13 protein-coding genes are annotated in these 19,938 nt (G+C 60.9%); 9 read left to right on the top strand and 4 right to left on the bottom strand.

Going from position 1 to position 19,938, the window contains the following annotated elements; translation table 11 throughout:
• Nucleotides 1-16: 16 nt before the first annotated feature.
• Complete coding sequence (locus AU074_RS03155; RefSeq protein ID WP_256576825.1) at nt 17-1,642, bottom strand: efflux transporter outer membrane subunit; 1,626 nt, start codon at nt 1,640-1,642, stop codon at nt 17-19.
• 319 nt (nt 1,643-1,961) lie between these two features.
• On the opposite strand from AU074_RS03155, the gene AU074_RS03150 reads away from it, so the two are divergent.
• The 4 genes from AU074_RS03150 to AU074_RS03135 all read left to right on the top strand — a co-directional run bounded on the left by AU074_RS03150 (nt 1,962) and on the right by AU074_RS03135 (nt 6,948).
• Nucleotides 1,962-2,915 carry an ABC transporter substrate-binding protein gene (locus tag AU074_RS03150; RefSeq protein WP_076013458.1) on the top strand — a complete coding sequence of 318 codons (954 nt, stop codon included), beginning with the start codon at nt 1,962-1,964 and terminating at the stop codon, nt 2,913-2,915.
• A 23-nt stretch (nt 2,916-2,938) separates the two neighbouring features.
• Entirely contained in the window at nt 2,939-4,270 is a 1,332-nt protein-coding gene (locus AU074_RS03145; RefSeq protein WP_076013457.1) for an LLM class flavin-dependent oxidoreductase, read from the top strand.
• Between the two features lie 96 nt (nt 4,271-4,366).
• Nucleotides 4,367-6,313 carry a PAS domain-containing sensor histidine kinase gene (locus AU074_RS03140; RefSeq protein WP_076013456.1) on the top strand — a complete coding sequence of 649 codons (1,947 nt, stop codon included), beginning with the start codon at nt 4,367-4,369 and terminating at the stop codon, nt 6,311-6,313.
• Nucleotides 6,314-6,345: 32 nt separating this feature from the next.
• Entirely contained in the window at nt 6,346-6,948 is a 603-nt protein-coding gene (locus tag AU074_RS03135) for a dTMP kinase (protein WP_076013705.1), read from the top strand.
• Here AU074_RS03135 and AU074_RS03130 read toward each other — a convergent pair.
• Together AU074_RS03130 and AU074_RS03125 are read right to left on the bottom strand one after the other, a co-directional pair.
• Nucleotides 6,931-12,387: a WGR domain-containing protein gene (locus tag AU074_RS03130; protein WP_076013455.1), complete on the bottom strand. Its 5,457-nt coding sequence runs from the start codon at nt 12,385-12,387 to the stop codon at nt 6,931-6,933. The genes AU074_RS03135 and AU074_RS03130 overlap by 18 nt on opposite strands.
• Complete coding sequence (locus AU074_RS03125; protein ID WP_076013454.1) at nt 12,375-13,577, bottom strand: M48 family metalloprotease; 1,203 nt, start codon at nt 13,575-13,577, stop codon at nt 12,375-12,377. Before AU074_RS03125 ends, AU074_RS03130 begins: the two co-directional genes overlap by 13 nt.
• A gap of 286 nt (nt 13,578-13,863) precedes the next feature.
• Here AU074_RS03125 and AU074_RS03120 point away from each other — a divergent pair, with 286 nt between their 5' ends.
• The 5 genes from AU074_RS03120 to AU074_RS03100 all read left to right on the top strand — a co-directional run bounded on the left by AU074_RS03120 (nt 13,864) and on the right by AU074_RS03100 (nt 18,971).
• Nucleotides 13,864-14,262, top strand: a complete 399-nt coding sequence (locus tag AU074_RS03120) for a cytidine deaminase (RefSeq protein WP_076013453.1) — start codon at nt 13,864-13,866, stop codon at nt 14,260-14,262.
• A gap of 54 nt (nt 14,263-14,316) precedes the next feature.
• Entirely contained in the window at nt 14,317-15,582 is a 1,266-nt protein-coding gene (locus tag AU074_RS03115; RefSeq protein WP_076013452.1) for a NupC/NupG family nucleoside CNT transporter, read from the top strand.
• A gap of 10 nt (nt 15,583-15,592) precedes the next feature.
• Nucleotides 15,593-16,900: a thymidine phosphorylase gene (gene deoA, locus AU074_RS03110; protein WP_076013451.1), complete on the top strand. Its 1,308-nt coding sequence runs from the start codon at nt 15,593-15,595 to the stop codon at nt 16,898-16,900.
• Nucleotides 16,897-18,150 (top strand): phosphopentomutase, encoded by a 1,254-nt coding sequence (locus AU074_RS03105; RefSeq protein WP_076013450.1) that lies wholly within the window; start codon nt 16,897-16,899, stop codon nt 18,148-18,150. Before deoA ends, AU074_RS03105 begins: the two co-directional genes overlap by 4 nt.
• A 158-nt stretch (nt 18,151-18,308) precedes the next feature.
• Nucleotides 18,309-18,971 (top strand): DCL family protein, encoded by a 663-nt coding sequence (locus tag AU074_RS03100; RefSeq protein WP_076013449.1) that lies wholly within the window; start codon nt 18,309-18,311, stop codon nt 18,969-18,971.
• Between the two features lie 196 nt (nt 18,972-19,167).
• On the opposite strand, the gene AU074_RS03095 is transcribed toward AU074_RS03100, so the two are convergent.
• Entirely contained in the window at nt 19,168-19,917 is a 750-nt protein-coding gene (locus tag AU074_RS03095) for an SDR family NAD(P)-dependent oxidoreductase (protein WP_076013448.1), read from the bottom strand.
• Between the last annotated feature and the right edge of the window lie 21 nt (nt 19,918-19,938).

Raw genomic sequence — 19,938 nt, 5'->3', positions numbered from 1 at the left:
GTTTCAAGAGTTCAGTTCAGTTGAACCGTGCCGAATCGGCAGGCGCTGCCTTGTTCTTGGCCGGCATGATCTCGTTCCACGACGGCAGGCCGAAGCGATCAGGCCGGCCCTTGGTCGCGGGGTCCACATCGGTTCGGTTCCACCAGCCCCCACCCAATGCTTGGAAGAGCGCAGTGGTATCGCTGTAACGCGAAGCTTGCGCCTTGACGCGGGCCAGCACGGTGTTCTGGTAGGTTTGCTGGGCCGTGAGCAGGTTGATGTAGGCCACGGCGCCGAGCTTGAACTGCGCCTGCACCAGGTCGAGGTTGGCTTGCGCAGAGCGCTCGGCCACCACCTGCTGGTTCAGTGCATCGGCATCGGCCTCCAGCGCCCGCAGCGCGTTGGCCACGTCCTGGAATGCGCCGATCACGGTGCCACGGTAGCGGGCTGCCGACTCGTCATAGGCTGCCACGGCCGCGCGTTTACGATGCTCCAGTGCGCCGGCATCAAAGATCGGCTGGGTGATCGACCCGGCGAGGCTCCAGACACCGCTGCCGGCCGAAAATAATTTGGTCCCGCTGGCCACCGTGGAACCCACGGAACCGGTAATGCTGAACTGGGGCAACTGATTGGCCACGGCCACACCAATGTTGGCACTGGCCTGATGCAGTTGCGCCTGGGCAGAACGCACATCCGGCCGCTGGCCGACGATCGCCGAAGGCAGGCTGAGGGGCAGTTCTTCCGGCAAGTGCAAGGAGGCCAGGTTGAAGCGCTCGTCCCGGTCCTGATTGGGAAACCGCCCGAGGTAGGCCATCAACTGGTTGCGGGTCTGGGCTAATTGCTTTTGCAGCGGCGGCAAGCTGGCACGGGTTTGCGCCAGTGCGGTCTGCTGCGTGAGCACATCGGTGTCGCCGATGGCCCCCAGCCGTCGCTGCGCCTGCAGGAGATCGAGTTGGCCGCTCTGGATCCGGATGATCTCCTCGGTGGCCGCGACTTGATCGCGTATCGACGCCAGGCTAACTGCCGTATTGACCACATTGGAGGTCAAGGTGAGGTACGTCGCTTCCAGCTGGAAGCGTTCGTACTCGGCTTGGGCCGAGGTGGACTCAATTTGCCGACGCGTGCCGCCGAACACGTCCGGGGCATAGGACACACTCAGCGAGGCCGAACTCACCGTGAGAATCGGCGACTCCGGGATGCCCGAGGTGACGCCCGAGACTTTCTCGCGGGCTTTCTGCACATTGCCGCTGACGGAAGGGAACAGCGACGCCTGGTCGGCATACACCAGCTCATTGGCTTGGCGCAACGCTGCCTGGGCTGCGCTGACATCCGGGTTGGCACGCAAGGCTTCTTCCACCAGGGCATTCAGGGCCGGTGAGCGGAACAGCGTCCACCATTGCCCGGGAATATCCATCCCCGCGATCAGCCGCTGCGCTGCGCCGCCAGTGTCGATGTCGGCCTTGGCCGTGGAGGTGAGCTTCTCCCGTGAGTAATCGGCGTTCGCCGGCACATCGGGCCGCGCAAAATCCGGCCCGACGGTGCAGCCGGCGAGGGCGATGCACAGCAGACTCAGCGGAGCCAGAAGGTGTGTTTGTCGAAAAAGGGCGCGGGTGTGCGCCACTGGTTGCGGTGCCGATGCAAGCTGCCGAGGCTGCTCTTTCATAGTTACTCTGATTAGTCAGTCGGTTAACTGCTGTATTGGTTGAGCAATGAGTGCAGGTGCATCGGGCCAGGCCCGCCGAAAAAAAGCTGAAGAACTGCCGAATTCAAATCAGTGTAGGTGGTGCCGACGGGTACGCAATGTCAGTTCGCTCGGCGCCTTACAAAAAATGCGTTATGCGCATTAATATTGAATTAGGTTATGCGTTATAAGTATTTTACAGGCATGGGTTTGCACCCCATCGTAGACAGCCCTACGAACACTGCCGAGACCGTACGCGCGGATCGACTTGAAATGCCTGCGAGGGCATCTGGAGACGAACGTGCGTTACCTGAGAAAACTGGCGGCCGGGATGGCTGCTTTGCTGTGCCTGAGCGCGAACGCGCAAACCCTGGTGGTGGGTGACCAAAGCTACAACGCCCAGGCCGTGATGGAAGCGGCGGGGGTGCTTGACGATCTGCCCTATACCCTCGAATGGAAGCAATTCACCGCCGGCTCACCGGTGGCAGAAGCGCTCAACACCAACAGCCTGGACATCGGCTTGCTCGGTGATGCCCCCGTGCTGTTCCTGGGCGCACTGGGTGCGCCGATCAAAGTGATTGCAGTCAGTCAGCAAAGCCTCGACGGCGTGGCCATCCTGGTGAAAAAGGATTCGTCGATCCACAGCCTTGCCGACCTGAAAGGCAAGCGCGCAGCCCTCTGGAAAGGCTCCTGGAGCCAGCAACTGCTGCTGACCGCGCTGGATAAAGCCGGCGTGCCAAAAGACTCCCTCGAGTTGCGCTACCTCAGCGCGCTGGATGCCTCCCATGCACTGGAAGGCGGTTCAGTTGACGTCATCGCCACCTGGGAACCCTACGTCACCCAACAGGAACGCCAGGGTGCACGCGTGTTGGCGACCGCTGAAGGGCTGATCCCGGCCCAGAGCTTCATCGCTGCCAGCACCCGGGCCGTTGACGGCAAACGTGCGCAAATCAGCGATTTTCTGCAACGCCTGAAAAAAGCCCGTGACTGGACGCGCCAAAGCCCGGCCAATACCGACGCTTATGCCGACGCCTGGGCCAAACGCACCCGGGCTGATGCTGATATCGCCCGCGCCTGGTTTGCCCGGGCGCGCACGACGGTCGAACCACTGACGGCTCAATCGCCTGTAGAGGCGCAAAAGACCGTGGACTTTTTCGCAAGCCAAGGCCTGGTCAAGTCGTACCCGGCAGCCAGGCTGTTCGACGATTCCTTTGCGGCGTCGTTGCAGCCAGCCGTCGCCAAAACCCAGCCCTGAATGCTTCAAGGAACACCTCTGACATGACCAAAAGACAGCTGAAACTTGGCGCCCTGACCATGGGCTGCGGCGGGCCCGGCCGCCACAATCTATGGCTCGATCCTCAACTGCCCGCCGATGCCAGCGTCAACGTCGACTGGTACATCGACATTGCGCGCCAGGCCGAGGCGGCGTTGTTCGACTTGATGTTCATCGTCGACAGCCAGTTCATCACCCCGGGCTCGCCATCCCATTACCTGAATCGGCTCGAGCCGCTGACATTGTTATCGGCCCTGGCCGTAAGCACCCGGCACCTGGGCCTGGTCGGCACGCTGACCACCTCTTACAACTCACCCTATAACGTCGCGCGCCGCCTGGCCTCACTCGACCTGATCAGCAAAGGCCGCGCCGGCTGGAACGTGGTCACCAGTGGCGACGCCGGTACCGCCGGCAACTACAGCCGCGACGAGCATTATGACTACGACACCCGCTATGGCCGCGCAGCCGAACACGTCCAGGTGGTGCAGGGGCTGTGGAACTCCTATGAGGAAGAGGCCTTCGTGCGTGACCGGGCCACCGGCCAATTTCTCGACCCGAGCAAACTCCACAGCCTGAATCACAAGGGCGAGCACTTTTCGGTGGTCGGGCCGCTGAACATCCAGCGCTCACCCCAAGGCCAGCCGGTGATCTTCCAGGCCGGCGATTCGGAACAAGGCCGTGATCTGGGCGCTGCCACGGCCGATGTGATCTTCACCCACGCGGCCAGCATCGAGCAGGGCCAGGCGTTCTACCGGGATATCAAGGGCAGGGCGCTGCAACATGGCCGCGAACCGGAGCAACTGCTGGTGATGCCCGGTGCCGAGATTTATGTGGGCGACACTGATGAGCATGCCCGTGAAATCGAGCAGCACTACCACCAGGCTGACCACAGTTTTGAGCTGGCGTTGAAGGAGTTCGGGCGCAATTTCGGCTGGCATGATTTCAGTCAGTACGACCTGGATGCGCCGTTTCCGCAGGAAAGCCTGGAGGCTGCACGCAGCAGCTTTTTCACGGCGGCCAAACGCATTGCTGACCAGGCACGGGACAAAGGCTTTACGTTGCGCCAGGCGGTGGAGTTTGGTCGGCAGTTGCGCCCGGGGGCGTTTGTCGGATCGGCGCAAACCGTCGCGCGCAAGATGGCTGACTGGTTTGAAGCCCGTGCGGTGGATGGTTTTAACATCTACATCGGCCATCCGGAGCAGTTCAACCGATTCACCCAGGAGGTCATTCCGTTGTTGCAGGCGCGTGGTGTGTATCGCACGGCGTATGAAGGTACGACGTTGCGGGAAAGCCTGGGGTTGAAGATTCCGCGGTTCGCTCGCAACGGCGGTGTTTGACTCAAAAAAGGCGTTCAGATGAATAAACTGGTTGGCAGTGGATTTTTTTAGACATACTGAGGGTTCAAGCCACTCATTTGTCCCGAGACTTTCCTGATGCCATCCCAACCTGCACAAGGGTCGTTCGATCAGGACGACCGGTATCGACTGCTCGTCGACGCAGTGGTCGACTACGCCATCTACATGCTGGATACGAACGGGTTGATTCGGAGCTGGAACTCGGGCGCGAAGAAGATCAAGCAGTACGAACAAAGTGAAGTGCTGGGCAGGCATTTTTCGCTGTTTTACACCCCCGAAGACCTGGCCTCGGATTTACCCGGCCGAGCGCTCAAAAGCGCCGAACAGTCAGGCCGCTTCGAGGGCGAAGGTTGGCGCATCAGGAAAGATGGCACGCGTCTCTGGGCGCTGGTGATTATCGACCCGATACGCGCCGACGATGGCACGCTGATTGGCTTCGCCAAAGTCACACGGGACCTGACCGAGCGCAAGGCTGCGGAGCAGGCCCTGCGTCAGAGCGAGCAGCAATTCAGCCTGCTGGTACAAGGCGTCACCGACTACGCGCTCTATATGCTGGACCCCAACGGCGTGATCACCACCTGGAACGCCGGTGCCCAGCGCATCAAGGGATATGAACCGGCAGAAGTCATCGGCAAACACTACTCCCTGTTTTTCCAGCCTGAGGACGTCGACAACAATGTCCCGCAACGCGCCCTTGAAACGGTTATCCGGGAAGGTCGGTATGAAGGGCAGGGAAGGCGCCTGCGCAAAGACGGTACGGGGTTCCTGGCGCATGTCGTTATCGACCCGATAAAGAATGAGCAGGGCGAGCTCGTGGGTTTCGCGAAAATCACCCGGGACGTTACCGAGAGCGTTCAGGCTCAACAGGAGATCAAGGAAACCCGGGAGGCGTTATTCCAGGCCCAGAAAATGGAGTCTCTGGGGCAGCTCACCGGCGGTATCGCCCATGACTTCAACAACCTCCTCATGGTGATTCTTGGGAGCCTCGAACTCGCCAAGAAGCGTGTCCCACCGGACTCCAGAACCTACTCATTACTGAATAACGCCATCGCCGGCGCCCAGCGCGGTGCGACGCTGACACAGCGGATGCTGGCCTTTGCCCGTCGCCAGGAGCTTGATCCGCAGCCTGTGGATGTAGGCGAGCTGATCAGAAACATGTCAGACCTGCTGTCCCGCATGCTAGGCGCAGGCATCAGCGTCGACACACAGTTCCCACTGATCCTGCGGCCGGTACTGGTCGACATGAGCCAACTGGAAATGGCAGTGATGAACCTGGTAATCAACGCCCGGGACGCCATGGAAGGCCGGGGCAGGATTCTGATTTCGGCGAGGGAGGATACGTATCCCGGCAGGCCGAATGACTCGGAAAGGCTGATTTGCATCGCTGTCACCGACACCGGGCCCGGGATGGATGACGCGACCTTGCAACGGGCCATGGAGCCGTTCTTCACCACCAAGGGCGCAGGAAAAGGCACGGGGCTTGGTCTTTCGATGGTCCATGGCCTGGCAGCCCAGTCACAGGGCCACTTTGTGCTGAAAAGCAAGGAAGGAGAGGGCACAACCGCAGAACTCTGGTTACCGGTGGCGCTGATGGATACCACACAGTTTGCGGCGCAGGCATCCACTGCAAACACACCCGATGCCCCCCATCAGCAAAGCCTCGAGATTCTGCTGGTAGACGATGACCCGCTGGTGCTGATCAGCACGGGGGCCATGCTTGAAGATCTGGGCCATCATGTTGTGGCGGCGGCAGACGGGCACGCTGCGTTGGCGCTCCTGGCGCAGGGCACGTGCTTTGACTTGCTCATTACGGACATGGCCATGCCGGATATGACGGGGATTGAGTTGGCTGGCAACATCGAGGCGCTGTACCCCAAGCTTCCCATTATTCTTTCGTCTGGATTTGCAGAGATATCCCTGGACCTCAAAACCACATTGACGCGCTTACCCAAGCCGTTTGATCAATCGGCATTGGCGAAAGTGATTGCCGAAACCCTGCGCACCCGGATCGAAAAGCCGTGCTGAACCAGAGCACTGACCGCCCGCTGTTTGTTTCCATGGACGGGCCCAAGGGCACCGGCAAAACCACGCTGCTGGAAGCCGTTACCCAAGCACTGCGGGCGGACAACAAAAAGGTGATACGGCTGTGCGAGAGAAAAAGCGATCCCTATCGCAGTGAAACGATGGTCCTGGTTAACCAACTCGCCGGAACGCCCAGCCGGGCGTTGGAGTGGGAGGTGTGTAAGCGCTTCGCTGATAGCCGTGCCTGGATTTCCCGCCACGTGCTGACTCAACAGCCGGCAGACAGCATCGTATTGATTGACCGCTGGTACCCGTCGGATGCCGCGTTTCGCCGGGGCGTCCCGCTGGCAGACATCCTGCAATTGAACATTGATCGAAACGTGCAAGTGCCGGACCTGCATGTGGGGGTGGTCACCGACCCTGATATTTCATGGGCAAGGGCCGCTGCACGCCGGCGCGGGCTGAGCAGTACCGTGATCCACAGGCTGGAAGAACATGTCGCCTGTACCCAGGCGTTCGAGCAAGCGGTTGCGGATCACGGCTGGGTGTTGTGCCGCAATGAAGGAACCATTGAGGGCGCGACACGGCAGGTCATTTCCGAAATTTATAGTGTCCTTGAATCATTCCGGAGTGATTGACCCCGCCTGCTCTTGATAGCCTTTGCGCAGCTTCTCCGCGATCAGCTTTTCCGCTTCGCGTATTGCGCGTTCGGGGTTGTCGAGGGACTTGATCAAGGTCTGGCCCTTGGTGCCGATGCGACCGAAGTTCACCACCACGTCCGCCTCCGTGACGCCGATACGCCAGAACTTGTTGGAATTGCCTTCACCAAAGGTGAACTCACGCATCGGGGTCTGTGCTTCAGGGGCTGGCGGCGCCTCGACCTCAACGGTTTCCGGTTCCACTTCCTGTTCAGGCTCTGGCAGCGCAGGCGCCTCTTCACCCCGTAGCAGCGCTTCAATCTGATTCAGCACCTCTTCCGGGGCCCGCAGCCAGTCATGGCTGAGCACGTCGATAATCTTCCAGCCGAAACTGCGCAGCACGGTCGGGCGGAAGATATAACGCTCACGCACGTCAGTCGCGGCCGCTGTATCGCCGTCCAGCAACACGCCCAGGCTGAAGTGTTCACCGCTGGCGTCACTGATCGCCAGGTCGCAGCGGAACTGCGAACGCCCGACGTATTCCTGCACCGTATGCCCGCGTTTACGCAACGCGGCGGCGAGGGCGCTGCGCAGGCTGTCCTTGGGCAGGCTGACGGCAAAGGATTGCTTGGCGCCCGGGTTGAGGTTGGCGAGGATGCCCTGGGAGCGCGGCGCGTCGCCGTTGGCGCTGGCCTGGGCGAATTGCAGGAACCCGCGCAGTGCCGCGGCACCGTCGTTGTGGGTGTTGGTGATGGCATCCGCTTCAATGCTGGAGACAATCGCCATGCGCTTACGCGCACGGCTGAAGATCACGTTCAGGCGCTTTTCCCCGCCGCGCTGGTTAATCGGGCCGAAGTTCATCAGCATCTTGCCGTTCGGTCCTGGTGCGTAGCAGATGCTCAGGATGATCACGTCGCGTTCATCACCCTGGACGTTCTCCAGGTTCTTGACGAACAGCCCATTGAACTGCCCGGCGTCTTCACGCACATACTCTTGCTCAAGGCGCGTGGCAAAGGCCGAGTCACTGGCGGCCAGGTCTTCCAGGGCCTGCTCAATGGCGCCTTGCTGGGCTTCGGAGAAGGCCACGATGCCCAGGCTCAGGCCGGTCTCGCGTTGCAGCAACTCACGCACCAGGTTGGCGATGTAGCGTGCTTCGGCCAGGTTGCTGCGGCTCAGGTAGACGCCATCGCTCATTTTCAGAAAGCTGATCGGGCTGTCGAGCAGCGTATCGGCGCCCTGAATTACTGCCTGGGCATCCATGGAGTCCAGGGCCGCATGGGCCGGGGCAGGGCGCTCGATACGCCGGTCGGGAATGGTGATCAACCGGCCTTCATAGAACGCCGCGTTGGAGAAGCTGATCAACGCTTCATGGCGGCTGCGGTAGTGCCAGGCCAACAGGGTTGCCGGCAAATTACGCGCGGCCTGGCTCAGCAGGCTGTCGGCATCGAGGTTGATTGCGATCTGCTCGCCGTCCTCCATGGCAATCAGTTCGTTATCGTCCTGTTCGCCGGCGCTGGAGAAGAAGTTAGTGGGTGGCAATTGCATCTCGTCACCCACCACGATCACCTGCTGCGCACGACTCAAGGCCGGCACGGCTTCTTCGCTGGGGATCTGGCTGGCTTCGTCGAAAATCACCACGTCGAACAGGTCCGGGGTCAGCGGCAGCGTGTCGGACACCGACAGCGGGCTCATCAGCCAAATAGGCTTGAGGTCGTTGATCACGCGGCCACTGTCACCACTCGCCATTTCGCGGATGGAGCGATAACGCATGGTCTTGCCCAGCTCGTGTTCCAGTTCACGGCGGCCCTTGGCATAGGCTTTCTTGAACTCACGGGCCTGGGCGTCCAGTTGGGTCACCGACATCGCCGATTGCTTCACGTGTTCCAGGAAACGCTGGTGCAGCGTGGCGCTGAGCACATGGGCGTTGTGTTTGAGCAGGCTGCTTTCAGCCTGGCTGACCTGCCGCGCGGCCAGGCTCAAGGCCGGGCCATCGAAGCGTGCCAGTTGCGGGTTGGCACGATACAGGCGGGTCAGGTTTTCCTGGGCAATCAACCCATCGAGCGCCTTTTGCGCCAAGGCGTGCTGCTGCACGGCCAACAGGCAGACGGGGTCGGCCTGGTGCAGCTCATTGAGCAGGGGCAGGGTGTCGGGCAGTTCGTCGAGTTCTTCACGCAGGTCGCGCAGGTATTCGGCCAACTCGCCCAGGCTCGGCGCCGGTTCGAACACGCAGTGCTGCGCAACCAGCTCGGCCAGGCGTGCAACCGGCTGGCGCAGGCTGGCTTCCTGGCGTACACCCGGCAGGGCGTTCGGGTTACCGCGCAGGCCTTCGACCCACTGGCGCAATAACGGTGATGTGCTCAGTTGCTGGAGCAGGGCTTGCAGGTTTTGCACGAACTGGTCGATGTCCTGGATGCCGTAGTGACTTTGCAGGCGCTGCTGCTCGGCCTGCAACTCGGCGGTGGCGCGGTGTTCGCCGGCCAGGTTATCGAGCACGCTGCGGTAGCTGGGGCGCACGGCGTGCTGGCTAAAGTCGTAGCGCCGTTGCAACTCGCCGCGCAGCCGCCACCAGGAAGGTTGCAGCCAACGCAGCAACGAGCCTTCCAGGCGCTGCACCAGATCCTGCGCGGCCTGGGTGTCCTGGGGCGCGAGTTTGTCGCGCCAATGGCGGGTGGTTTCAGCGGCGTTGTGTTGTTGCACGGTCAGCGTTTGCAGAGCGGCTTGTTCGGCCTGCAACGCCTGGGAACCGGGTGAGCCCGGTTCCAACAGGTCGAGGTGCGATGCCAGGTTGGCGCCGGTCAGTTGCTCGGCTGCCTGGGTCAGCACCCGCGCATCCGCCAGGCGGGTGTCACTGGACAGCAGGCTGGAGGATGACTCCAGAAACGGCTCGACGCTGTCCATCAGCCCACCGGCCTCATCCAGGAACGCCTTGAGCTGGCCATAGGCATGTTCGTGGGTAATGAGGCTTGAGGCCAGGTGGCTGAAAGGGTGACGCGCAAAACTGTCGAGGCCGAAGCGCTCATTGATCGCCTGATACAGGCGGCCAGTCAGTTCACTTTGCGCCTGCCAGTGGCGCCATTCGGGCAAGCGCTCCAGGACTTCGGGCGGCAACTTGGCAGCCACGGCCGGCAGGTCGATCAGATGCCGCACCAGCTCGCGCACTGAGCAGGCCAGGGTCTCCGGCACCTCGGCCATGGCCTGTTCAAAGCGCTCGATCAGGCCCAACTGTTGGCCCAGGGTGGCCAGTGTGGCGTTGCGTCGGGCTTGCAACTGCGGCGACTGGGCATCGCCGGCAATCCAGCGCTCATAGCACTCGCGCAGGTTGCCCACGAAGGCCTTTTTGTCGGTCTGGGAGTCGTGAATCAGGCAGCACAACTCACCCAGTTCACTCTGTTGCAGGCGATGGAACACCACATCCAGTGCCGCGCGCTTTTCGCACACGAACAGCACCCGCAGGCCACGACCGGCATAGTCGGCAATCAGGTTGGTGATGGTCTGGGACTTGCCGGTCCCCGGCGGCCCCTGAATGATGAAATTGCGCCCGGTACGGGCCAGGCTGACGGCAGCGTTCTGCGTCGCATCGCCGGCCACCACGTTCCATTGTTCCGGCAGCGGGATCGGGTCCGGTGCCTGGACCTCGACCTCCCGCGGCTCAATGGAGAACATCCGGTCAAACGCTTCGTTCTGCGCCGGTTCGTCGATCAACTGCGCGTAATCGCGCACCAGCGACATCTTGCGATAGTTGAAGTTGGCCAGGGTGACCTGGGTCAGGTCGATGTCCCAGGCGTAGCGATGCCCCTGATTCTCGGGCAGGGCGAAGGTGCTGTTTTCAGTACTGCTGGCGACCATCTGCGGATGTTGGTCGCGCACCGACGGCTTGCCGCCGACCGCGAGGCGCAGCGGCAACGCGCTGGGCAGCACCTTTTGCTGGAACAGTTGCAGGCCCAGTGGGCGGTAGTCTTCGCGGTCGTAGCTGAAATCCGGCTTCACCAACGGCATGGCCGAGCGCTGACGGGCGCGGCGGCGCTGGAAGTGGTGCAGGTGCTGCACTGCCTTCTGGTGGATCAGTTCGATTTGCGGTTTGCTTTGCAGGCGCAACTCCACGCCAGGCTCGGTCAGCTTGATCTGGCGCGCAATATCCGCGTGAATTTCTTCAAGCGAGGTTTTTTGCAGGTCGACGGTTTCCGGCAATTGGATATCGTAGAGCTGGCGCAATTGATGGCGCAGTACCGGGTTGAATTCGGCCTCGGTCTCATCGCACTGCAACATGAACTGGTCGCGCACACCTTTTTTGCGGCTCAGCTCCACCGGCAGCCACAACAACGGGGTAACGATGCGTTCTTCCGGCGTGTCCTTGAGGTTGTGCCAGCGCATGAAGGCCACCACCAGGCGCAGGTTGCTGAAGCCGAACTCGGCACGGTCGCGGCGGGTTTCCTGGATGATGCGTTCGAGGGACGCCTGCAGCCAGGTCTGGTCTTCAAACCGCAGCCATTGCTGCAGGCCAACCGGCTTGCCGCTCAACACCTGCTCGGAGAAACCACCGAAGGTAGGCTGCCAGGTGCACAGCGTTTCAGGCCGGATGCTTTCAATCCGCATCACCAGCGGCACGCTGGCCACGGTCAGGTTGACGTTGGCCTGAGTCGGCCGGAAGTGCAGCAGGCGATTGCGCCGCGACAGGTCAAACAACCGGTTGCGCAGGTGCTCCAGCACCACGGTGCGCCGCGACGCCGGGCCTTCGGCCTGGGCCAGCACACGCTCGACATCCAGGCTGGCCGGCTGCTCGCGCCAGGACTCCAGACGCCGGGCCAGGGAACTGACATCGGTGGCGCGCTCGTGCCGGTTGAGTTCGGTCATCTCGACGATCAGGTTGGCCAGCACCGGGTTAAGCCGGCCGTTGAGCTGGAACAGGTTGCGCCGGTGCCGGGCAAACGTCTTTACGTCATTGATATCGGCAAAATCCAGCCCACAGGCCAGGCACGCCAGCAACTGCCCGAGCTGGAAAATATCGGTGATTTCGTCGTGATGCCCGAGACGATGCTCCCAACTGTGCAAGTCAGTGAGGAACACCGGGCGGTCGATGGCCTGGTGCGGGTCTTCCTGCACCTGCAGGTCGGTAATGGCCACGCCACTTTCCGAATCCCGGGTCAGGCGCACCGTGCCGACGATATTCAGCGCCGACTCCGGATTGGGCTGCACCTGCTTGATTGCCTCCAGCGCCAGGCGCGGCGGCACGCCCTCGAGGTTGCGCAGTTGCAGGGTGCGCTCTGGCCCCAGCATCACGTTGAGGTAACTGAGCTGGGCGACACGCCCCTGTTCATGCAATTGCGCCACCTGGCGCAGCAGCGGCAACGCCAGGAACACCACATCGTCGATGGGCACGGCAGCGCCATCGTGGCTTTGCAGCAATTGAGTGAAGGTGACGGGTTGGGTTATTGGGTCCATGTGTCGACCTCCGCTTTGAGCGCGCGAACGATCGGGTCGAGCTCACGTTTGGGTAATTTGATATCGCGCTTGAGCACGTTGATAAAGTCGTCAGCGCTGCCGAGCTTCTTCGCGGTGCGCGCGGCATGCAGCAACGCGTCGTCGCGCAGGTCGCGGTCCACCAGGCTCAGGTCGAGCATGATGAAGTGCAGGTATTCGTGGATGCTCGCGTCGATACGTTCGGCATTCAGCGTGCCAAGGTCCAGGGGCGTTTCAGTGTCCTTCCAGTCGGGAAAGAACCCCCGCACCTGATTCAGCACCACCTCCGACTGCAACACCGAGGCGCCGATAAAGCTGGCGATAAAGCCGCGGGTGAGGGCGGTCAGCTCCACCTGGTCGGTCACATTCAGGCGACTAAGCGACAACGGCCCACGCAACCGGCGGTGCAGCCAGGCGTCCGTTTCCGGAAGCTGCTGCCACCAGCTGTCTACGGCCTGGGAGCGCAGAAACGCCTCCGGGTGCGATACGCCCTGGGACAGCTGCGCATCCTTGCCGTCCAGTTCACGGGCCTGCTGCAAATAGCTGGCCGCGTCGACACTGACAATCCCGGTGTGAATCTTCACCAGCGAGGTGATGGACGCTTCTGGACCGCTGGCCACCAGCGCCGCACCGCGGTCGGCGTAGATCTCGGTGTGCAGGCTATATAACCGCGCGGTCTGTTCCAGGCTGGGTGGGGTGTACACGTCAGCCATCGCGTGATTCAGAATCCGGTCGGCGGTGAGAAAGTCACCGTCGTGCTCCGACCACAGACGGTAATGCGCCAGTTCATGCCCCAGCAACGCCAGCAACTCCTGGGCATCGAGCCGTTCAAGGATCGGCCCGTAGAACACCACATGCACTTCGCCGGCCAGATAATACAGGCTCGCATTCATCGCGCCATCGCCGGCCTGGTAAAGCGTGGCAGGGGCCTGGATCTGCAAGCACTGCAACGCCGTCTCGCAAGCCTGATAGGCCTGCGGATGAGTCTCGGGGCTCAGGCGGTAAGTGTCTCGCAGCAATTGCGCACGCACATCCTGGGCATGTTCCTGCTGAACCCCGAGGGACGAGGCCCAGCTCCACACGGCAGGTTCACTGGCTTTCAGGTAATCGACTACCTGCTGGTGGTAAGGCAGTGGCGTCAGGCTGCTGATGTCCAGCGCGGGGGTACTCATCGTTCAAACGTCCTTGAGGATACGGCTCCATAAGCTGCGCGTGGGCTGGCATCCCGGTTTCAGTGGTCGGCAATAAACGCGGAGCATACCTAGGGGAGGGGGAAATTACTTGTGAAAACTACACATCCCCGCGTGCGGCGGGAGTGTTCAAGCCGTTCCGCCAGACACCGTTGTGCACGCGCGCAAAAAAAGATTGAATAATCACATCTATTGTTATTTAAATAACACCACAAGAGCGTCACGACCTCCCTGGCCGTGCTCGCAACAAGATGGGATGACCCTGTGAATGACAATTGAAGAACGTTTGATGGAACAGGCAAAGCGTGCCGCCGAGAGCACGTACTCGCCTTACTCCCATTTCCCGGTCGGCGCGGCGTTGCTGACCGCCGACGGTGAGGTGGTACAGGGTTGCAACGTGGAGAATATCTCTTACGGGCTGACCAACTGTGCCGAGCGCAGTGCCTTGTTCAGCGCCATCGGCCAGGGCCATGCGCCGGGCAGTTTCAAGGCGATGGCGGTTTATGCACCCAACGTTTCACTGATAAGCCCTTGCGGTGCCTGCCGCCAGGTGATGCTGGAGTTGATGGCAAAGGATGCAGTGGTGATTTGCCAGGGCAGTGACCCGGCCGCCACGCGCACCTGGACCCTGGCGCAATTGCTGCCGGGCGCCTTCGACGCTTTCTAATCCTGGGCAGGCCTTCGGGCCTGCGTCCGCTTGGTCCATTGTTGAGACGCCTGCATGATCAGTCTTGTCGGAATAGCGACCCTTATTCTCATTGCCATTGCTTTATCCCATCAGCGCCGCTCGATCAACTGGCGCACGGTTTCGGTAGCGTTTTTGATCCAGGTGTTGATCGGTGCTTTTGCGCTGTACGTGCCTTGGGGCCAGACAGTGCTGGCCTCGCTATCGGGGGCGGTGGCATCACTGCAGCTCTATGCGAACAAAGGCATCGAGTTTCTGTTTGGCGGCCTGAGTTCGCCGCACATGTTTGAAGTGTTCGGCAGCGGTGGGTTTGTATTCGCTATCCGCGTATTGCCGATGATCGTGTTCTTCGGCAGCTTTATCTCGGTGCTGTATTACATCGGCGTGATGGGCTGGATCATACGGTTGGTGGGCGGCGGCCTGCGCCTGTTGCTGGGCACCAGCCGCATCGAGTCGATGGTGGTGACGTCGGCGATTTTCATCGGCCAGTCGGAAGTACCGCTGGTGGTTCGGCCATTCATTGCCAAGCTGACGCGCTCTGAATTATTCGCGGTGATGGTCGGCGGTTTCGCGGCGGTGGCCGGCTCGGTGCTGTTGGGTTACGCCGGGCTGGGGGTGGAGCTCAAGTACCTGATCGCGGCGTGTTTCATGTCGGCGCCCGGTGCTCTGTTGATGGCGAAACTGATGGAGCCGGAAACCGAACCAGCCCGCACCGAACAGGTGGTCGAGGAACTGGGACAGGCTGAGAATCGCCCCACCAATATCATCGACGCTGCCGCCGAAGGGGCCCAGGTCGGCTTGCGCCTGGCACTGTCCGTCGGCGCCATGCTGCTGGCGTTTATCGCGTTGATCGCCCTGTTCAACGGGCTACTGGGCTGGGCCGGCAACTGGTTTGGCTACCCGCAGTTGACCCTGCAACTGGTGCTGGGGCACGTGCTGGCGCCCATCGCTTTTCTGCTCGGGGTGCCGTGGCACGAGGCGGTCATGGCCGGCGGTTTTATCGGTGAAAAACTGGTCCTCAACGAGTTCGTCGCCTATGCCGACCTGGCCAACTACCTGACCCCGGCCAAAGCCGCCGAAGCCGGTGTGCCGCTGTTGTCGGTCCACACCCAAGTGATCGTCACTTTCGCCCTGTGCGGTTTTGCCAATCTGTCCTCGATTGCCATTCAGCTGGGCGGCCTGACGGGTATCGCCCCGCAACGCCGCCAAGAACTGGCGCGGCTGGGCTTGCGGGCCATGATCGGCGGCACGCTTTCCAATCTGATGAGCGCGGCGATTGTCGGCTTTTTCATCTCACTGTAAGGAGCACAGTATGTGGTTGCCACAAGAAGTGATTCGCCGTAAACGCGACGGGCACACCCTGGCCGCGATGGACATTCAGCGGTTTGTCACCGGGATTGCCGACGGAAGTCTCAGCGATGGGCAGGTGGCGGCGTTCGCCATGGCGGTGTTCATCAAGGGCATGGACGTGACCGAGCGGATTGCCTTGACCGAGGCGATGCGCGACTCCGGCCAAGTATTGAGTTGGGATCTGCCGGGGCCGGTCGTCGACAAGCATTCCACCGGCGGCGTCGGCGACATGATCAGCTTACTGCTGGCGCCCTTGCTGGCGGCCTGCGGCTGTTACGTGCCGATGATTTCCGGGCGTGGCCTGGGGCATACCGGCGGCACCCTGGACAAGCTCGAGAGCATCCCCGGTTACGACTGCCAACCCAGCCCTGAACGTTTGCGCACGGTGGTAGCCGAGGTCGGTTGCGCCATCATCGGCCAGACGGCCAACCTTGCCCCTGCGGACAAACGCTTGTACGTGATCCGCGATGTGACCGGGTCGGTTGAGTCGATTGATCTGATCACCGCATCGATCCTCGGCAAGAAACTCGCCGCTGGCCTCGACGTATTGATCATGGATGTGAAGACCGGCAACGGTGCATTTATGGCCGAGCCCGAACAGGCGCGCGAACTGGCCGCGAGCATCGTCGCCGTGGCCAACGGTGCCGGGGTCAACACCCGTGCCCTGATCACCGACATGAACCAGCCGTTGGCCCGCAGTGCCGGCAATGCCCTGGAGGTTGCCGAAGCGGTAGCACTGCTCAAGGGCGAGGTGCGCAGTGAACGCCTGTGGGCGGTGACCTTGGCCCTGGCTACCGAGGTACTGACGATGGCTGGCCTGGCGAGGGATGAGGCTCAGGCCCGTGATCAATTGCTTCAGGCGTGGCAGAGCGGGGCAGCCTTGCAGCGCTTCGAGCAAATGGTCAGTGCCCTGGGTGGCCCGCAAGGCTTTGCCCACAACCCCGACCAGCATTTACCCAAGGCCGCCGTGTCGGTACCGGTATGGGCCGAGGAGGCGGGCTGCGTCAGCGAGATCGACACCCGGGCGGTGGGCTTGGCGGTGGTCGCATTGGGCGGCGGGCGCAGTCATCCAGACGACGTGCTGGATCTGTCAGTCGGTTTCAGCGAGTTGGCCTTTGTCGGTGAACAGGTGAACGCGCAAAGGCCCTTGGGCTGGGTACACGCGCGCAATACAGAGCAAGCCGAGCAGGGCGCATCCGCCTTGCGCGCAGCCTATCGATTAGGTGGTGCACGCCTGGCCGAACGCAACTTGATCCAGGAAATACTATGAGCAAGGCCATCGTGTTGGTGCTGGATTCATTGGGCATCGGTGCCAGTGCCGACGCCGCCCTTTTTGGCGACTCAGGCGCCGATACCTTGCGCCACATCGCCGAGGCGTGCGCCCGTGGCGAAGCCGATGGTCCGTTGCGCCGCGGGCCTTTGTCCCTGCCGAACCTGGGGCGGTTGGGATTGGGGGCTGCAGCGGCGGCCAGTGGCGACGGCCCGTTGCCGGGCGACTGGGGCGACGCTGCACCGAGCGGTGCCTTCGGCCACGCACGGGAGCAATCGTCCGGCAAAGACACACCGTCCGGGCACTGGGAAATGATGGGCGTGCCGGTGTTGTTCGACTGGGGTTATTTCGAAGAGCCGATCAACTCCTTTCCGCCACAGTTGCTGGCCGACCTCATTGAACGGGCAGGCTTGCCGGGTATCCTGGGCAATTGCCATGCCTCGGGTACCACGGTGCTGGACGAATTGGGTGAGGCACACATCCGCAGCAAGCAGCCGATTTGCTACACCTCGGCCGACAGCGTGATGCAGATCGCCGCCCATGAAAGCCATTTCGGGCTTGAGGAGTTGTACCGGGTGTGTGAAATAGCGCGCACCTTGTGCGATGAATACACCGTTGGCAGGGTCATTGCCCGACCGTTCACCGGAGAACACCCGGGTGAGTTTCGCCGCACCGGCAATCGCCGCGACTACACCGTGCCACCGCCATCGGCGACATTGCTTGATCATCTCTGCGACGCCGGCGGCACCGTGCATGCGGTGGGCAAGATCGGCGACATTTTCGCGCACCGCGGCATCAGTCGCTTGTACAAGGCAGACGGCAACGACGCGCTGTTCGATGCCACGCTCAAGGCTTACAGGGAAGCGCCAGACAACAGCCTGGTGTTTGCCAACTTCGTCGACTTCGACATGCTCTACGGGCACCGCCGGGACCTGGCCGGATATGCGACCGCGCTGGAAGCCTTCGACCACAGGTTGCCGGAGTTATTGGCGTTGATGGACCCGCAAACATTGCTGGTCATCAGCGCCGACCACGGTTGTGATCCTTCTCGTCCGGGCAGCGATCACACGCGCGAGCATGTGCCTGTGTTGGCTTATGGTGCGGGCGTGGCGGCAGGCTGGTTGGGTGAGCGTGAAAGTTTTGCCGATATTGGCCAGACGTTGGCAGCGCATTTGGGGTTGGGACCGTTGGAGTGGGGGACGTCTTTTCTGTTGGAGGCTCGTGCTTCATCGCATATGACGCTTGAATAGGAGATGATTTGATCCAGCGACACGGGCGTAAAGAGCTGTTCGCGAGATATGCACTACGCGTTGCGCCAAGCTTGTTGATTTAAAACTTCTGATTTGGTTGGGACGTATCCCCTTGTAATTACGACGCTGAGTTAACAAATGAGGTAGGAGACTTCTAAATGTTCTGGTTAGGGCCATTTGAGTACAAATCTAAAAAGGATCTTTTGGACCGTCTCAAAAACTATCTGCAAAAAGCACAGATTGGCATGATCACTAACAAGCTCGCGGTCAAAAAAATGCACCTGCTCATAGCAATGCACCCGGATGCGAGTAGAAAAATGGGTGTCGGAATCGACCACTTCAAGATCGTGAGGAACCAAGTGGGAGCGGGAAGGGGGATCAGACTCGTCCGCATTGATGGTAGCGAAGAAGGTTTCTCCTACAAACGCTGCATCACTGGCGCAGTCCAATCGCCACATGGCAAGGTATGCGAGGCATTGAGGTTTACTGTGCGTTCTCAATTGATCGCATTTCGTGATGCACTTGGTCTGCCAGTAAAGTGTGCGATCAGCGACGTGATCATCACCGATCGAAAGGATTTACACATTGATCACAAGGATCCTTTCTGGATTCTGCTGGAGCGATTTTGTCAGGATCGCAAAGTAGACTTGGCCGCTATGGAAACGTCCGGAAATGGAGAAAACCTGGCGTTGATGGACCTGAAGATTTCTACCGCATTCGAGGACTACCACCGGCTCCATGCGGAACTTCAACCGCTATTGAAGGCCGCCAATGTGGCAAAGGGAGGTCGGCGTGCTGCCTTTACGGAAACCAGCATGTAGACGGTAAGGTCGCCGGGAGTTAATGGGATTGGACAATTGGGAGCGTTGCAGGCTTATATACAGCATTTAACATAATATACATTATGCGTAATTATATGATTCATTATCAGGGGCAGTGCCAACCAGATTTCAACCAGCGCACCACGCTCCTCATCGGCCAAACCCAACCCATCTCGATTTGGCCGATGACCCTGAATCACACCTGAGCGAAACCACCATCTACGAACATCTCGCTGCCTGTCATGAAGCTGCTTTCATCCGACGCCAGGAACAATGCCGCATTCGCCACTTCATCTGGCAAACCCATACGACCCAGCGGCACACGCGTCACCATCGAATCAACAATCGCATCCTTCTGGCCGGTACCCGAAAGCGCTCGGTCCAAACCCGGTGTCGTTGTCGGCCCAGGTGAAAGCACGTTGACGCGAATACCCGTGCCTTGCAAATCCAGCGCCCAGCTTCTGGCGAAGTTTCGCAGTGCACCTTTCGAGGCGCTGTACACGCTGAACGCTGCGGTGCCCATCGAGGCTGTCGTTGAACCGGTCAGCACGATCGAGCCACCGGCGCTCATCAGTGGCAACGCGTTTTGTACGGTGAACAGCGTGCCTTTCACGTTCACGCCAAATGTGCGATCAAATGATTCCTCGGTGATCGATCCGATGGGTTCCAGATCTCCCAAGCCAGCATTGGCGAACAACACATCAATCTGGCCTTTGTCTGCTTTGATCTGGGCGAATACCCGCTTCAGATCCTGCAGATTTGAAATGTCGCCCTGGATTGCAACGGCGTCATGCCCGATCAGGACCAACGCTTTGTCCAGTTCCTCCTGGCGACGTCCGACGATAACGACCTGTGCACCTTCGGCCGCAAAACGTATGGCACTGGCCAAGCCAATCCCGCTGTTGCCACCGGTGACGACTGCGATTTTTCCGTTGAGCCTGTTCATGAGTGTTTCCTGGAAATGTTG

This window comes from Pseudomonas sp. ATCC PTA-122608, assembly GCF_001952855.1.
Lineage (GTDB): Bacteria > Pseudomonadota > Gammaproteobacteria > Pseudomonadales > Pseudomonadaceae > Aquipseudomonas.
Note: the sequence above shows the minus strand (reverse complement) of the source record. Positions and strands in the feature narration are given on the sequence as shown.